14 protein-coding genes and 1 pseudogene are annotated in these 15487 nt (G+C 43.5%); 6 read left to right on the forward strand and 9 right to left on the reverse strand.

Annotation, left to right across the window (positions count from 1 at the left end; translation table 11 throughout):
• Nucleotides 1–14: 14 nt before the first annotated feature.
• Entirely contained in the window at nucleotides 15–551 is a 537-nt protein-coding gene (locus C161_RS27950; RefSeq protein ID WP_036674393.1) for a hypothetical protein, read from the reverse strand.
• Nucleotides 552–873: 322 nt separating this feature from the next.
• Here C161_RS27950 and C161_RS27955 point away from each other — a divergent pair, with 322 nt between their 5' ends.
• A complete protein-coding gene (locus C161_RS27955; protein WP_036674394.1) occupies nucleotides 874–1446 on the forward strand; it encodes an RNA polymerase sigma factor in 573 nt (190 codons plus the stop codon).
• Nucleotides 1447–1527: 81 nt separating this feature from the next.
• Here the strand turns inward: C161_RS27955 and C161_RS32205 are convergent.
• The 3 genes and pseudogenes from C161_RS32205 to ltrA form a co-directional block, all read right to left on the reverse strand.
• Nucleotides 1528–1998: pseudogene (locus tag C161_RS32205) on the reverse strand (phosphate ABC transporter ATP-binding protein); the annotation flags it as partial.
• 311 nt (nucleotides 1999–2309) lie between these two features.
• Nucleotides 2310–2903 (reverse strand): YdeI/OmpD-associated family protein, encoded by a 594-nt coding sequence (locus C161_RS27965; RefSeq protein WP_036674395.1) that lies wholly within the window; start codon nucleotides 2901–2903, stop codon nucleotides 2310–2312.
• A 215-nt stretch (nucleotides 2904–3118) separates the two neighbouring features.
• Complete coding sequence (ltrA, locus tag C161_RS27970) at nucleotides 3119–4546, reverse strand: group II intron reverse transcriptase/maturase (protein WP_036674396.1); 1428 nt, start codon at nucleotides 4544–4546, stop codon at nucleotides 3119–3121.
• Between the two features lie 791 nt (nucleotides 4547–5337).
• Here ltrA and C161_RS27975 point away from each other — a divergent pair.
• Complete coding sequence (locus C161_RS27975; RefSeq protein ID WP_036617217.1) at nucleotides 5338–5559, forward strand: hypothetical protein; 222 nt, start codon at nucleotides 5338–5340, stop codon at nucleotides 5557–5559.
• Nucleotides 5560–5854: 295 nt separating this feature from the next.
• Complete coding sequence (gene yidD / locus C161_RS27980) at nucleotides 5855–6082, forward strand: membrane protein insertion efficiency factor YidD (RefSeq protein ID WP_036617551.1); 228 nt, start codon at nucleotides 5855–5857, stop codon at nucleotides 6080–6082.
• 42 nt (nucleotides 6083–6124) lie between these two features.
• On the opposite strand, the gene C161_RS27985 is transcribed toward yidD, so the two are convergent.
• The 4 genes from C161_RS27985 to C161_RS32210 form a co-directional block, all read right to left on the reverse strand.
• On the reverse strand, nucleotides 6125–6601 hold the full coding sequence (locus C161_RS27985; protein WP_036617214.1) for an EVE domain-containing protein: 477 nt from the start codon (nucleotides 6599–6601) through the stop codon (nucleotides 6125–6127).
• A gap of 26 nt (nucleotides 6602–6627) precedes the next feature.
• Nucleotides 6628–7164 carry a DinB family protein gene (locus C161_RS27990; protein ID WP_036617212.1) on the reverse strand — a complete coding sequence of 179 codons (537 nt, stop codon included), beginning with the start codon at nucleotides 7162–7164 and terminating at the stop codon, nucleotides 6628–6630.
• A gap of 67 nt (nucleotides 7165–7231) precedes the next feature.
• Entirely contained in the window at nucleotides 7232–8179 is a 948-nt protein-coding gene (locus C161_RS27995) for a helix-turn-helix transcriptional regulator (RefSeq protein WP_036617209.1), read from the reverse strand.
• A 212-nt stretch (nucleotides 8180–8391) separates the two neighbouring features.
• Nucleotides 8392–11931: an S-layer homology domain-containing protein gene (locus C161_RS32210; protein ID WP_155985155.1), complete on the reverse strand. Its 3540-nt coding sequence runs from the start codon at nucleotides 11929–11931 to the stop codon at nucleotides 8392–8394.
• Between the two features lie 610 nt (nucleotides 11932–12541).
• Between C161_RS32210 and C161_RS28005 the strand changes: the two genes are divergently transcribed.
• Both C161_RS28005 and C161_RS28010 read left to right on the forward strand, forming a co-directional pair.
• Nucleotides 12542–13498: a hypothetical protein gene (locus tag C161_RS28005; protein ID WP_036617206.1), complete on the forward strand. Its 957-nt coding sequence runs from the start codon at nucleotides 12542–12544 to the stop codon at nucleotides 13496–13498.
• Between the two features lie 17 nt (nucleotides 13499–13515).
• Nucleotides 13516–13860, forward strand: coding sequence for a hypothetical protein (locus C161_RS28010; protein WP_036674398.1), 345 nt, complete (start codon nucleotides 13516–13518; stop codon nucleotides 13858–13860).
• Between the two features lie 130 nt (nucleotides 13861–13990).
• On the opposite strand, the gene C161_RS28015 is transcribed toward C161_RS28010, so the two are convergent.
• The gene (locus C161_RS28015) at nucleotides 13991–14452 is read right to left on the reverse strand and encodes a MarR family winged helix-turn-helix transcriptional regulator (RefSeq protein ID WP_036674404.1); all 462 of its coding nucleotides are present in this window, start codon (nucleotides 14450–14452) and stop codon (nucleotides 13991–13993) included.
• Between the two features lie 135 nt (nucleotides 14453–14587).
• Between C161_RS28015 and C161_RS28020 the strand changes: the two genes are divergently transcribed.
• Complete coding sequence (locus C161_RS28020; RefSeq protein WP_036674406.1) at nucleotides 14588–15466, forward strand: SDR family NAD(P)-dependent oxidoreductase; 879 nt, start codon at nucleotides 14588–14590, stop codon at nucleotides 15464–15466.
• The last annotated feature ends 21 nt before the right edge of the window (nucleotides 15467–15487 follow it).

Raw genomic sequence — 15487 nt, forward strand, 5'->3', positions numbered from 1 at the left:
GAGATTCTCTCCCATCATTGAACTTCATATTCTTCCAAGACTCGTTCTCCAGTGACTTCTTCAAACTGACCACTTAGAGGATTGAATTTAAATACAAGAGGCTTATCATCAACATTTAAATAAATATAATAAGTGTGGTTCGTCATTTGCAAAAATGATTCTTTGCCTACACCCAGCTTATCTTCTCTATACATCGGAATCTGAAGCTGAACTGATTTTCCTTTCTGCTTCTCGGCATTCGCCACTTTCTTAGCAGCTTCTTCATAGGTATATTGCGGTAAATTAGAGTAAAAGTATACTGCTGAAATGGTGAAAATGATGATGGAAAAAAAGATTGTCATCCATAACTTTTTTCCGACACTGCCTTTTACAAAAAAGAAAATAAGTAAAGTGATGGCAAGTAACACAATGCAGCTGGTTACATAAAAATCATCAATGTTTAGAATGTTTAAATATCTTTGATTAGGGATCATAAAAATAAGTCTACCTAGAACACAAATTATCAATAGGTACAGAACAACAACAATGCGTAATCGTTTCTCATTTTTCATAACTTAGCCTCCATCAGGTAAGGATCTTTGTAGTAGGTTAGGCCTGTTAAAGGTTTTATCCCCCCTTCTGCCCAAACAGAGCTCCCTACTTATTTGATATGTACAATTAATTCTTGATGAATATGCGTGGGTAACTCTTGTTCGTTTTTAAAGTCCATACTTATATAACGTTTCGCGAGCCGATTACCTAACGATAATTTACAAATTACTAAAGATTTTTTTAAATTTATTATAAAGAACTTTTTTTTCCATATAGAAGGTATAATTGTCATAGAACTTATACTTCAAATTAATTTTAATATTCTTGTTTGGAGGGAGTCTTATGGACAACTGGTTCCATTTATTATTATGCAAATCGCTCTATGAATTAGATATTAGCAAACAAAAGATGATATATCTTTCATTCCACCGCTTTGTTTATTGGGATGTTTATTTAATAACTCATGACCACTCAATTACAGAAGATATAATTCATGACGCCTTTATAAAAATCATCACCAAAGGTTCTGAAATACGTTCTCAGACAAACATCCTAGCTTGGATCAAACAAATTACTCGCAATACTGCTCTCGATCATTTACGGAAATTAAAACGTGAGCATCAGATGGTAAATCACCCGCACAATTATGTTGATATACATAAGGCTTTTTCTGAAAAAAATTGTGTAGCAAGTGAGGTAGAAGCTAAAGAAAAAAGTAAATTGCTCCATCAATCAATTGAAGAATTAAAACCAGAATATCGAGCAGTTTTAATTCTTTTCTATATGAAAGAAAAATCTTATAGAGAAATCCGTCAAGAACTGCATTTGACTGAGTCTGTCCTTACTCAACGGTTGGCAAGGGCACGAAAAAAATTACTTCAACATTTTTTAAAAAAATGGAATCAGGATGATTAACACGAGTTGCAAGACAATAAAGTTTGCAGCAAAAAATCATGAGTGAGCAAAAAAACTTTCAAATTTCAAAGAGAAAAACAATCACCCAAATCGGCCGCTAATATAATCCTGAGTACGCATATCCACAGGCTTGGCGAACATACTCTGGGTAGGAGAATATTCCACGATCTCTCCGCTCAGGAAAAACATGGTCTGCTGGGAACTGTAGGCTGCTTGCTGCATGTTATGTGTAACGATCAAGATGGTATAACTTTCCTCCAGTTTATACACATGCTCCTCAATCTTGAAGGTTGAGAAGAGTTCAAGCGAAGTGGCCACCTCAACCATCAGCAGAATATCGGCTCCACTGCGAGTGCACGAGCGATACAGAAACGTTGCTGCTGCCCACCGGACAGGTTTAACGCGGAACGCCTCAGGTTTTGACTTTTACCTCATCCCACTGAAAAGCGGCACAGAGGCTCACAATCTCTCATATAACTTCTTCTCGTCTCGAATGTCGTGCTGTCTTGGGCCGTAGGCTACGTGATCGTAGATGGATTTTGGAAAATGATTAATCTACTGAAATAACAAATCCTATTTTAGCAAAATTAGACATAACATAGTGTTGATATGTCCTAATCACGTAAAACAATTTCCTTTATCAACTTTCCGTTTATATAAACAACACACGAGCAACGCATAATTTCAACCGTTTTTAGATAAGTAGATTATTATCATATCTTACACATTCAAGTAAAGCATTGGCTTTATACAAACTGTTACTTGCCCGCTAATGGAAAAACAGCAAAAAGCCTCTCGGATTATATCTGAAAGGCTCTCAACTCGTTTAACTCTTAATTTCCCTCAAATATATTGTTATAAGATTAATCATTCAATCCTTTGCCCTCCAGGATCGGCTGCATGCACTTCTCGATTCGTGACACTTTTGTTTTGGATTGCTTCGGTTGTGAGAAATAATAGAGATATGCCCGCTGCCGTCCGGGTGTCAGTGCTTCAAATGCATCTCGGAAAGCAGGGTTCTCATCGAATTGCTGCTGAAGTTCCTCAGGAACGCTATATTCGGCAGTTTTTTTCATTTCCACTTGCAGTCCGGCTTGTTCCACTTCAATCGCTTGCTGGATATAGGCTTTGATCATAGCCTCCTGCTCCTCAATCTGCTCCAGACTGGTGAAGCGAAGCTGGCGTTCTGCCTGTACATTCTCCGTTTGCTGGACCAAAATGCCGTGTGTATCCTTCAGTAGAGCACCTTTGAAAAATAGAATGGCTACGTACTCTTTGAATCCATGGATTAAAACGATGTTTTTTCCATCCAGCATGTAACAAGGGTGCATCCATTTCATATCCTCTGTCAGTTCAAAATCCAGAATAATCTCTCTCAACTTCGTGGACTCTTCCTTCCACGTTTTGAGTTTTTTTAGATAGCCATCAACTTTGCGATTCCCGCTTGTATCGGTCATGGAGAAATCCCTCTCTTTATCTCATGGTTTTATAGGTTCAATTGTACTGGTTTTCAGTGGATTGTACAGCATTGCTTACAGAGCTTTTATTGACTTTTCCAAATGAATTTAAACCTTAATAATAAAGTAGGGGAACCACTCTCATGGCTCCCCCCTTATCGAACCGCACGTGCCCTACTAAGGCATACGGCTCACCAACGTGATTCAACTTGTAATCAATATGTCGCTAAACGTTGTGCGTATTGCATCTTACGGACGAGTTCAGGAGTGTAATACTCTTGCCCTCGTTTCTTTGCTTTTTGCACCTTCCGGGCATGCTTTGTCTTCTGTCTGTTCTTCATGTAGTCGATATAGTTTTCCAGTGTATAACCATACTGCGCATTGTAATATACCCAGAACGCAGGAACGAGTCCAATTCGAGCAAAGAATTCGTTGTTCCATTTCGTCTTCATCGCATGCCCTTTTCTTTGGCTTGGATGGCTGGGAATCATGGCGACTCGCAGTCGTTGTCTTACATACCCGTCCATATCCAAGAGCTGGTTTCTGCATGCATTCAAGAAACAACGACTTTCCTGTCCATATCGTTTGTTTTCCTCTACGGCTTTGTACAGGTTTAGGTAGTAGTTTACCTTTCCATGAATAATCGGATTGACGCGTTCGAGCCATGCTTTCTTGTTCAGCGTTAGTGTTTTCCTCGTTTTAGCCTTAACCTTCTGCTTGAAATCCTTCCACGTGGTGTCCTTTGGCTTTGCGATGAAGTAAGGTTTCCCGTCCTTCTTTCGTTTTCGCCAATGCTCAAACGTGAAGCCCAGGAAGTCAAAGTCGTCTTTCTTGAAGTTCACTGTTTTCGTTTTCTCCATGGCCACTTCCAGTCCAAGCTCTTTCAACGTTTCACGGGTGACTTCTGCCGCTTTCCGGATTTCTTCCTCCGTTTTCGCGAACAACAGAAAATCATCAGCATAACGCACGAATCGAATGCCTTTTTCCTCCAACTTCCAGTCCAACTCATTGAGATACAGGTTGGCTAGTATTGGGGAAATGACACCGCCTTGCGGCGTTCCAGCATCCACTTCATGGTATTTTCCTTCTTCCATGTATCCAGCCTTGAGCCACTGCCAGATCATATCCAACACTGTTCCGTCCGCTATGTATTTCGTTAACACTCCCATCAATTTCTTATGCGGGATATTATCGAAGAAGCCGCGAATGTCACAGTCATAGATAAAATTATGGTCCGTCTCGATGTTCCACAGGATAATCTGGGCGACGCGTTTCGCTCCATAGTTTGGGCGATACCCGCATGACCAACGATGGAATATGCTTTCCTCACACTTTGGCTGTAACACGTTCACAATGGCTTGTTGTACAATCCGGTCTTCTATACCTAGCGGACGCATCTTCCCGTTCTTCTTTGGGATATATCGTCTGCGTACGGGGGATGGAACATAAGCTTTGTCCCGGAGTTTTTGCAAGAGTTCGCTTAGATTTTCGTCTAGCTTCTTCTCATAACTCTCCAAGGTTTCGCCGTCGATTCCACCTGCACCTTTGTTTTCCTTCACTTGTAACCATGCTGCGTGAAGTTTTCGATCAAACAGAATTTGCCCATAAATACTGTGCCATTTTAGCTTCAATTCTTGATTCAAGTCTATCGCTCACCTTTCATCGTACCCATTCCATTCCGTTCGTTCTTACCGCAGTAGCGTGACGGTTGTTCAGCACCATATTCAAGTGTTTGTCCACGAGGTCATTCCCCTTCCGTTCAGCAAACGTTTAGTCATCTGCCTACTTCCGTACTATGAGAACGTCTGAATTCTCTACCATGTCTACAACTTCGGTGAAACCTTATATGTAGCCATCCTGTTTTTTTTTCCAGGGAAGCAGAGAACCTCACGGGGTCATCGTATCTTCCTTCTGAACATGCCCAGCACCTTCACTTGATAAGCCATCGTTGTTCGTCTGGTTCATTGGACAACTTTTTTTCCTAGGCTTCCCGTTATTTACGCACAGTCGCCGACTTATCCTGCCGCTACGTGCTTCACGCTTTCGCATTTGGGTCTGCTCATCCGCCTGCGGGTCTCTCGATTATCCGCATCTCCTTCAGACAAGTACCTCGCGATATTGCCCTAGATTAGGCTTCTCAAGTCGCACCAGAGCGCTTGAGGAGGGACTTTCACCCTCCAGAAAAACATCCTTCCAAGCTCTCGGCTCGTGTTTACCTAAGGTAACGTAGCCGCCACTTTTAACAGATTGCTTATAGCGAATAGTTCGCTAAAGAAACGACTGCCCGTCGCACGCAACAAAGACCATCCTGTTAGATGGCCGATAAATTTAATCCAATCTCATCTAATAAGTTTCAATCGACAGTTTACCATCCCCATAGTAAAATAATGGAATGTCTATTGCCATAATTCCAACATACGAAAGGAAGATTTAAATGAGAGAGTACACAGTCGTTCCAGGTCCGAAAAATGTTCAAGTAAACCGAGGTGATACTCAGGCTGCTGTTAATTTATTTGCGGATATCATTAATCACAAAGCACAATCTGGATGGACCTATCAATCCATGGAGTCGCTATCCGTCACTGAGAAACCCGGTTGTCTCCAGCAACCTGTTACAACGCATCATTATATGCTGATTTTCTACAGAGAGATTTAATAATAGTACAACAATCATGAGAAACTCAGAATCTGAGGAACTGATATATAATAACATGCCATCCGAAGAAGAACTTATTAGACTCTTACATACACATCATGAAAAAAACGACCCTCGAAGCAGTTTCTATATAAGAACTCATGTTATTCCAGAAATCGATTGGTTGAAGTCTTTGCTTAACGTTACACTTGCATTATTCGCAGGTCTAATCATCTCTATGATATGTTTCTATCTCTTGAATCCATTCATTCCAGTATATGCTTTGCTGAGTGCCCAGATTGTTTTCATAGCAAGTATGTTATTCATAGTTCTACGACGTGTTAGAGCAATCCTGATATGGAGTATTAGAATTTATCAACGTTTTGCCCCCATTGAAGTGAGGAACAAATGTCGTTTTGAACCAAGCTGTTCTGTGTATATGATTCAAGCTATTGAGAAATACGGGGCGATTAAAGGTCTTTCCTTGGGCATTCATCGTCTTCGCAAATGTAATATCAACGGTGGAGGATATGATTATCCGTAACAGCAAAAGGTCCATAGACAATCTATGGGCCTTTTGCTTTGGTTAACATTTCTGGCTTAAGCTAATATCCAGTAGTGATAATGTCTCATTTTCCAACATGGAGGAAGCTATCATCATGAAGTCTTCAGCCCCAATTTCAAAATGACCTTTACGAAATGGAAACCCCCAATTGCGATTCCCGCGTGTAAAACTGAGTTGGTCTAACAACGTTGCGATCTTTACTTCTCGACACGGAAGATAACGAAGATCTCGGCGAAAGGGTACAAATGATTCCGACATCTGATATTGGTAGATCCTGTCGTCGGTAATTTGACCAATAGCAGTAAAAGCCTGAAGTGGCTTGCCAGTTGATATGTCTGTGCGTGGAGAATAGTATATCAGCCAATCACCCGCAGACATTTGTCGCAACAGCGCTGACTTGCCATGGCACAACTGCGCAAACCCTCCCTCTACCGCTACATTCACATGAGAAGCAGATACAACGCCAATCCAATATTTGCTGTCCTGATTTGGTTTCATGGATACATCCCATTCCCCTCTCTCGTTTACATTTCCAGATTCGATTTCAATCGATCCAATTGTAAAAAATGATGTCTGTAGTGCATCTCTATCAACAAAAACCACTCCTGAGCATTTAGAGCGCCAAGCCTTGGATGACGTATTTTGTTGTTTACGGACGCTTGGTATAAAAGGGATTCTGTACTCCTCATTCGTTTCACGACCATGTGAAGCCCATCAATCAAGGACTCCATGCTCTCGGATGGTTGCGGGGTATACTGCGGGGAAGCAGGAACCTTAATTGGAACGGGAGGGAATTGTCCTAATTCGAACACTCTCCTACCCAGTTCTGTTTTTTCCTCACCTGAATTTAACGTCGAATCCTCGCTGCTCAAACACTGCTCAATATTATGCAGATGCAAGAAAAGCGCTGATTGAATCAAATGTACATACATCTGTCCAATAGACCATTCCTCTTCACTTTGTTTTTTAAGTAAGCTACCCATATCCAATTTGTTCAGTTCTGCCAAATATCGTTCTACTGCCGTTTCAAATGATTTCAATACTTCCGTTGTACTTCTCATCCTTCAACCCACTCCTCTTGATCTGTGATATATCAAAGTATAAAAAAACACTACTGACAGGTGTATGTCAGTAGTGTTTTAAGATGTTTTTGGCTACTTCCTGCATTCGGAAGCGCAAAGACTCCGGCTCCAAGACCTCGATATCTCCACCCCAGCCAAGTAAATAATGCAAGATTTCTTCCGGGTAGCGGACACGAAAATGAAAAATGACACCTTCCTCTTGCTCCTCAAATGCATCCATATAAAAATGTAGGGCCTCCATAACTTTGTCAGCAATTTCAGGTTTTGCTCTGATTAATACTTGTTCGTTACGGTCGTCAGGAGGTCGATAACTGTTTAGATCAAAATCCGGTGGCAAAAGGAATTGATCCTCCAGCACGGAAAGTTCAGTCATCCGTGACAAACGAAAATGACGGATGTCTTGTCGCATATCACAACGTGCAATTAACATCCAATTCTCCTGAACCAGTGAGAGTCCGTAGGGTGAAACCTCACGCATATTATACCGATTGCCATCCGTTCCTGGCATTTTTTTCAGGTACATAAAACTGATTTTACGTTGCTCCAAAATGGCATTACGAATCTGGTTAAGGTATGTTTTCACCCGTGCTCGGGTTAAAGGTTCAACCGTATGAAGCAGTCGCATCGTTTCCCGAACACGTATTGATTCGTTTCGAACGGCTTCTGGTAAAATCGCTTCAATTTTTCGTTGAGCCGACTTAGCCTCCATCGCGTATTCTGTATCCAATCTCTGTTCGATAAAATCAGCTCCCATGAGCAGGGATACGGCTTCCTCTGCGGTGAAGCTTACCGGGGGCAGAAAATATCCTTCCATGAGGGAATACCCATGACCCGGAGCACCCATAATCGGAACACCAGCTTCGCTTAACGCCTGTATATCTCGATATATCGTACGTACACTTGTCTCAAATTGAGCAGCTAAATCTTCTGCTCGTAGCATCTTTCTTCGCTGCAATTCAAGCGTAATCGCAAGTTGCCGCTCCGTTTTGTTCATTTTCTAGCCCCCACCGTTTCATCATCCAAACCTAACTTATTCTAACACAGTAACTTGTCTTTTCGTTTCGTGAATTAAAGCAATGGCACGTCTCAAATATCATCCAAGATGAGATATTCTTAATCCCCAAAAAAACTGATACCCCAAAAGGATATCAGTTTTTTGTTTACTTTATATCTGCTCTATATACGGTTAATTCTCTTTGTTATTTCTTACACGTACATGGCCAGCAACAAGTTATAGATCATCGTCGCAGCTTCCGCTCGGGTCGTTTCACTTCCTGCACGAACCGTATGGTCCGTATATCCACTCACAATCTTGGCCTGCACCGCTGCATCCAGTGCTTCTTGTGCCCAAGATGGCGTCTGCGATGCATCGGTGAAACTTGGTTTAACGGAGGTATTACCGGACATTCCGGCTTGTGCATCTGAACTTACTTTCAGCGCATTCGCCATCATAACAGCCATCTCGGCACGGGTAATGGTCCGATCAGGCTTAAATGTGTTATCACCGTAGCCGTTCACAATTCCGGCTTGCACGGCTGCGGCAATATCACCTTTTGCCCAGTCTGGCAGACTACCTTGATCTGCAAATGTCAGATCCGACTCCACGGACTTCAATGCCAGCGCCTTACTGAGCAACGTAACAAACTCTGCCCGTGTGATCTTCTTCGATGGTTGGAACGTACCATCTGTGTAGCCTTGAATCACGTTCATGCCCAACAAACGATCTGCGTAGTCGGAAGCCCAGTGTCCATTCAGGTCAGACAGATTCACCGGTGTGTAACTGGACACAACGAATGTACCCAGATGATTAACATTGGCCGTTATGCTTCCTGCTGCATTCATCTTGCCACCGATAAATACCCAGCTCTGACGAGCTTCATTATAGTAATAGATTGCAGGTTGGGTGCCATTAGGCAGCACTGCCGAATCCACATTCAGGCTCAATGCCGCCTGATCATTCAACGTTCTTCCGCCACTGCGGCTAATCTGTACAGCTTGTCCAAGTACATTCAGGGAAGCTGTATTCTGCAACTTGTCCTTGGTAACCACAGACACTTGCAGCGTATCCTTGGAACCAATGGCTCCCGATGGAACATTGAATTGCACGATGTCTTTCAAACCCGTTTGGACCGGCTGATTCACTTCCACCTCTACCTTCACTTCAGTGGATGAATCTGACCCCGTTTCCGGGTTCGTTGGTGTGGTTGGAACGGTAGGCGTTGTTGGTACACTTGGTGTACTTCCTCCAGAATTCCCACCAGAGTTGCCTCCATTACCTCCACCTGAACCCCCGCCGCCATTGCCTGAGCGGGCTTGTACAGTCACGGTACGGATAACTTCCTGTGCCGCATTACCAGCGATATCCTTCACGTTATACCGAAGGGTGTAGATCCCTGCTGCTTGTGTGTTCACCGTGCCATCCACCTGCACGGAACCACGGATGCCGACATTATCAGAAGCCTGTGCTCCAGGCTCGTTGTACGTATCTCCTACGTTCAGCGTCATCTGGCTGCTACCTTGCAGGGTGATGACGGGAATCTCACGGTCTATTTTAATGACCAGAGGTAAAGTATACGTTTGTTCCAGATCGTCTGTTGCTCGGAATAAAAGGTTGTGCTCTCCCGGCTCCGTTACCTCCAAAGGTGTATTCTCTGTATAAAGTTCATACGTCTGCCCTCCATCACGGGACAACTCGATAATTGCGGAAGTAGCAGGCGCGTATACTGCGCTGGTTACACTAACCGTTACGGACTGGTTCGTCCATGTATCCGTGTGATACGGCTGGCCGTCAGCGGTAGTCATGTTGCTTTTTAATACCAGCGCCTGATTATTCTTGCCTTCCACAATGACAGTGAACGTTTTGGGTTGTGACTCCGTGCCACGTTGCACGGTTGCCGTCAGTTCCAATCGCTCATTATTGTCCGGTTGCGTTAGCAGCTTGCCCTCGTTATTCATTAGTTCCGGGTTGGAGCTGGACCAGCTAATCGTTGCACCATGCTTCCCTTCAACAGGAAGGGTAAGATCGGAATGGACCGCGTTCAGATCGCCCAGATCGATTGCTTGAAGTGTATCGGTTACCGCCTGTGCATCACTGTAAGGTGTGGCACTCATGAAGATTGGGTTGGAGTAGAACCACAGATCGCGATAGTTGCTATCGTTAATTTGATTAAAACGGGTCGTTGCATCAGCTGTCGTATTTTTCGGATCAAGTTGTGGTTCACCATTTACAGTCTCACCTGTCACGTTCATCCCCAGATTCGTACCGCGCAGGCGGAAATACTTGTCTTGGTCTGTGGCTTTGATCTTGGTTGTGATGACATTATAGCCTTCGGCATCTGTCGTCCAATCGTTGGATGTGAAGGTAGCCAGTACTTTGGTAGAGTCGTTGGTGTCTTTATTATATGCGGCTGTACCCTTCTGGGCCTTGGCTGTCACATCCCCAGCGATGAGATCAACGTGATCCACCACGGGTACTTGTCCAGCGGACGTACCACTGTTGATTGGATTTTCATAGTTGTTGCTCGTCGTTGGACTCTTGAAGCGAATCTTCAGCTCTACTTCATCGCCTTGAGTCACATTAAGGTCTCCGCCCATCTCAACCTGAGCACCCGCTCCGGAAGCTGTAAAGTCCAGTGCGTTGATCAGGTCGCCGAATACGGAAAATGATTTTCCCGAACGCAGTCCATTCAGAACAGCCTGCATACCTGTACCCTCAACCCACGAATAGGTCTTAGCATATTCGCCAGGAAAATAACCACTGGAATTCGTGCCAATCGTCTTGAAGTGGTAATCCGAATTGCCATAGTTCCAGAAGTGACGTCCTTCTCCCAGCAATGCATCCCATAGCCCGCCAACCTTGGCAACCATATAGTCTACACCGCCGTATGTACGGTATTTGTATCCATCATCTGCGGTCGGATTAGCTACATTGTAGCTTGTGTTGTACCCTCCACGATCCGGTTCCATCTGGTTACCCAACATGCCTTCGATACCAAATACCACTTGTGGAGCCAGATCGTTGAACTCACGGAAGTCCGCGATGGTATATTTGTTTTTGCCGCGTGAAGGATGGTTGATCATCGCATAACTTGTCATTGGATAGTTCGTTGCGAGCCAATTGATAGCGGTTAAGGCATCCTGATGAGACGTGTAAGCACGCCCTCCGTTCTGATCCCATTTCGCTACGTCAGCTGCATTAAACAGATTCGCTGCGCGATTCGTGAAGCGGTACTCGAATTCCTTGGCAGCGTTCAGCGCTTCGGTTGAGTTCGGCTCATCCGTAAGAATCCCCACCCCAACGTGTTCATGTGTTGGCATGTCCCATTCGAAACCGGAGAAGATCGTTTTCCCTGCGTATTTGCCCGCATCCTGAAGGGCCTTGATCTGTGGTACCTGATATTCATTCATCCCTTGGGACATGGGTATTGGTCCACCCGAAATGTCGTTCCCGTTGTGATCTCGCTTGGATAACCGCAAATGATCCGTAAGCGCGATCCAGTCCAGTCCATATTTTGTTAGACCCGCATCGAGTACGTCCTCCAGTGAAACCTGTGCATCATCAGACTCAAACGTATGTACATGCAAATCTCCCGTTTGCCAAGAACCTGTTGCCGAGCTGTTGATTGATGTGTTATCCCCCGCATCTGCATACGTTATCGCAGTAGGGAAAGCCCCCATGACCATCCCTGTAGCCAAGGGTATAAGTGTAAGCATAGCGAGCATTTTCTTGCCTTTATTAATGAACAAAATCATCCCACCACCCGTTCTGAGTTGTTGTGTCGGGAGTAAATATAAGAGACTTTTGGGGGCAGGGTCAACGGCCTGGAAGTATGTATTTAAAATTTTACATATACCTGCATTCTTTCATATTCCCTTAAAGGTTTTTCTAACTTATCCTAACGAAGTTATACTCTATACTGCTCCATATTGGGGGAGTGAATCTAGGGATAACGCTGCAAATAGGAGGTGATACAAAATTCAGAGATTGTTCACGATTCAGGAAAGTTCCACCACTGCTGTGGATCATTAGGAGGAGAATTGGTGTAGGCGAAATGATGAAGTGGAGAAGATAGTGGGTTTTGTAAAAAAAATCAGGGTTACGTATACGCTGAGCATAGAAAAAAAGCACCCACGAACTACAGGCATAATATGCCCTGAAGCCGCAGGTACTTTGGATTGAGCAGGATTTTGTATCAGCCTTTACATCTTTACTTTTGTGAACTGGGGACGAGTTGTTTGTGAAATCCGACCTATCTCCACTTTATAATTAAACTGGAAAAATACGATATATAAACCGATAATGTTGAAGATAGCTAACAACGCAAAGATCATTATTCATTGAAGGAGTTGCACATTTTTGAAAAGATTCTATCTAGGTTTTGGATTAACGATCACCATTATCATTGTACTATTATCAAGCTCTACTCCAACAGAAGCAGCATCGAAGAAAGTAACCTTAAAATTGTCAGATGGAGCGACGTACTATGGTGAAGTTTTAAACGGGAAACCTCATGGTAAAGGAACCGCGAGATGGGGAAAAACCGAAGTTTACTCTGGAGATTGGGTGAGTGGTACACGGCAAGGAAAAGGCAAGTATACATATACATTAGTTGAAGGTGGAGGTGTCCCCTTTGAGGATTACAATGAATCTAATATGGGCCATGGAACAGGTGAATTCACTACAAAAACCTACACCGGATCATGGATTAATGATACATATCATGGTAAAGGAAAAGAAATTACGCAATGGTTAGAAGTACAGTATCTTACTTCTGATGGCAAGGTTTACCCTGTACATGACCGTTACAACAACACCATTAACGATGGAACATTCAATCAGGGCAAGATGTCTCAGGGATATTACGCAATCCACTCTTCAGATACTGTCTCACTAGGATATACTGATCATACAACTACGATTACTCTCAAAAATGATTATTTCAACGAAAAGTTAACCGGGGATAAGGACTTTTTTGACACGATTATCAATTATAACAAGAAACACGGTTCTTCAGAAAAATATATCGGGATTAAACCATCCGAATTCTCCAAAGGCACATTAACTAGTGGCAAATTCACGGGGGTTACGCATCTAATCGATTATAGTGATTCAGTTAGTTATTCTAAGCAAGTCATAATGAACGATAACGTATTAAAAGAGAATCACATAACATCTACAGCCTTTCATAAAGATCGCAAGAAGACCATTAATGAATTCCTGCAAGCTATTAAGCCCTATTCAGTCAAAATCAATACCATCTCTGACGAGATTATGTCATTAAAAGACATTAACTATGAGCAAATGATTCCCTAGGTAGTGGAGGTCACAAAATGAGAAAAAAGCGATGGATTGTTAGTATAGTCATTTTAATTATCATACTTTTCATGAGCGAATTGATGATTTTGTCCTCAGGAAAGGTTGGCGTTCTCAACATAACGCAGAGAGTCATTTCAGGTGCACCTCATGTTATCGTTCAAGGGCAGACACTGTCTTACCAAGGTAAGGTTCATTGGGAGGATATCCAAAGTAGTATCGAAGAATATTCCGCAAGCGATGAAGGAACGGTCTTGTATAAAGCACTAGGCACCCCTGTCCCACCACCTTGGATATATGTGAGAAAAGGAAACCATCAGGGTTTCCGATATAAAATCCCGCAGCTTCCCTGGAAACTATAAAATGATCTGGGAACTTCACGAGCGGACATCACCAGATGTCCGCTTTTGCTATGAATTTGTAGTCTACCTCGCTCAATGGTGACATGTCCTATGGTTCGGGTATCAAATACAATCCACACTATAGAACCTCTCACTTTTCTTCCAATCCGTTAAACTGCCTGAGCATGGCGGTGAAACGCTCCAATTCCTTATCATCCCATCTGGATATACGGTCATAAAAAGCTGACTCCTTCTCCTTGAGCGCAGCAACCGTCGATTGTTGACCAAGTTCCGTAAGAGACAGTAACACCCCGCGCCGATCCTTGGGGTCTTGCTCTTTGCTTACATATCCCGACTTTTCGAGTTGTTTGATTAATCGGCTGACCGAGCTGCGGTCCATTGCATTCGCTTCTGCCAAAGCCGCGGCGCTTGTTGGGCCGTAGGAGTAGAGCCACCGTACCAGTTGAAAAGCGGCAGGTTGCAGGTTCGCATCAAAACGCTCGGCAGATCGAACGTTAAGCGCATGCGATGCACTGATCAGTGCATGAATCTGCTCACCCAGCGCTAGCTCGAGGGTTGCTCTATCTTTGGTTTTGACTGGATTTTCACTCATTATTGTAAACTCCCTCTCCTCGATACATGAAAGTAGACTCCTGAAATATAGTTGACAAATATCAATTAATGTTTATAGTTGATTTATGTCCATTATATAATTCCGAATCTATTCGTGTCAAAAGGAGATCTTCTCATGAAAACTAAACATCCCATTATTGTAATTACCGGAGCAACAAGCGGTTTAGGGCAGCTTGCAGCCATGGAACTCGCCAAACGCGGGGCACATCTTATACTTACAGCCCGAAGCAAGGAACGTGCCGAGGCTACCAGGTACAAAATCAAGGAGATCATGCCTTCTGCCAAAATCGAATTTTTCTATGGAGACTTATCCTTACTGAGTGATGTAAAACGTGTTGGGCTTGAGATTGCAGCCGCTTATCCGCGTATAGACGTACTTTTGAATAATGCCGGACTTCATGCTTTTGAACAGAGAGTCACGTCCGAAGGATATGCCGAGATGATTGCCGTCAACTATTTGGCACCTTGGCTGTTAACGCACACATTGCAATCTTCTCTGATTCAGTCGGGCCATGCCCGTGTCGTCAATATTGCATCTGAAGCTTCGCGGAATTACGGCACTCTGGTGTTGCCAGATGACTTAACGGATATCACTCCTTTTACTGCACGTGGTTCCTCTCCAATCTATGGCAAAACCAAACTGCTCAATATTATGTTTACTGGTGAACTAGCCAGACAATGGCGTGGAACCGGAATTCGCGTAAATGCCTTGAATCCTGGCTTTAATGTTACGGGTCTTGGACGAGAGCTATGGTTTGCAAGTGTGCTTGAACGCATGTTAACCTTTTTGCATATTGGCGACCCGCGCCGGGGTGCGGATATCATTACTCGGTTGGCTGTGGAATCGAAATATGGCGAGGTATCAGGAGGATATTTTAATGTGGGAACTGGAGCATCTATTGTTCCTATACATCCTGGCGGAGATGAGGCCATGCAAAACAAACTGTGGATCGTTACGAAACAACTGATGAAAGATCACGGCGTGCTGGATTAATCAAAAAAGAACAGGGGTGTT

Origin of the sequence: Paenibacillus sp. FSL R5-192 (genome assembly GCF_000517845.1) — a bacterium.
Taxonomy (GTDB): domain Bacteria; phylum Bacillota; class Bacilli; order Paenibacillales; family Paenibacillaceae; genus Paenibacillus; species Paenibacillus amylolyticus.

Coding starts and splice junctions, on each gene's coding strand:
- C161_RS27950 (WP_036674393.1), bottom strand. CDS start 551: ATGAAAAATGAGAAACGATTACGCATTGTTGTTGTTCTGTACCTATTG.
- C161_RS27955 (WP_036674394.1), top strand. CDS start 874: ATGGACAACTGGTTCCATTTATTATTATGCAAATCGCTCTATGAATTA.
- C161_RS27965 (WP_036674395.1), bottom strand. CDS start 2,903: ATGACCGATACAAGCGGGAATCGCAAAGTTGATGGCTATCTAAAAAAA.
- C161_RS27975 (WP_036617217.1), top strand. CDS start 5,338: ATGAGAGAGTACACAGTCGTTCCAGGTCCGAAAAATGTTCAAGTAAAC.
- yidD (WP_036617551.1), top strand. CDS start 5,855: ATGTTATTCATAGTTCTACGACGTGTTAGAGCAATCCTGATATGGAGT.
- C161_RS27985 (WP_036617214.1), bottom strand. CDS start 6,601: ATGAAACCAAATCAGGACAGCAAATATTGGATTGGCGTTGTATCTGCT.
- C161_RS27990 (WP_036617212.1), bottom strand. CDS start 7,164: ATGAGAAGTACAACGGAAGTATTGAAATCATTTGAAACGGCAGTAGAA.
- C161_RS27995 (WP_036617209.1), bottom strand. CDS start 8,179: ATGAACAAAACGGAGCGGCAACTTGCGATTACGCTTGAATTGCAGCGA.
- C161_RS28010 (WP_036674398.1), top strand. CDS start 13,516: ATGAGAAAAAAGCGATGGATTGTTAGTATAGTCATTTTAATTATCATA.
- C161_RS28015 (WP_036674404.1), bottom strand. CDS start 14,452: ATGAGTGAAAATCCAGTCAAAACCAAAGATAGAGCAACCCTCGAGCTA.
- C161_RS28020 (WP_036674406.1), top strand. CDS start 14,588: ATGAAAACTAAACATCCCATTATTGTAATTACCGGAGCAACAAGCGGT.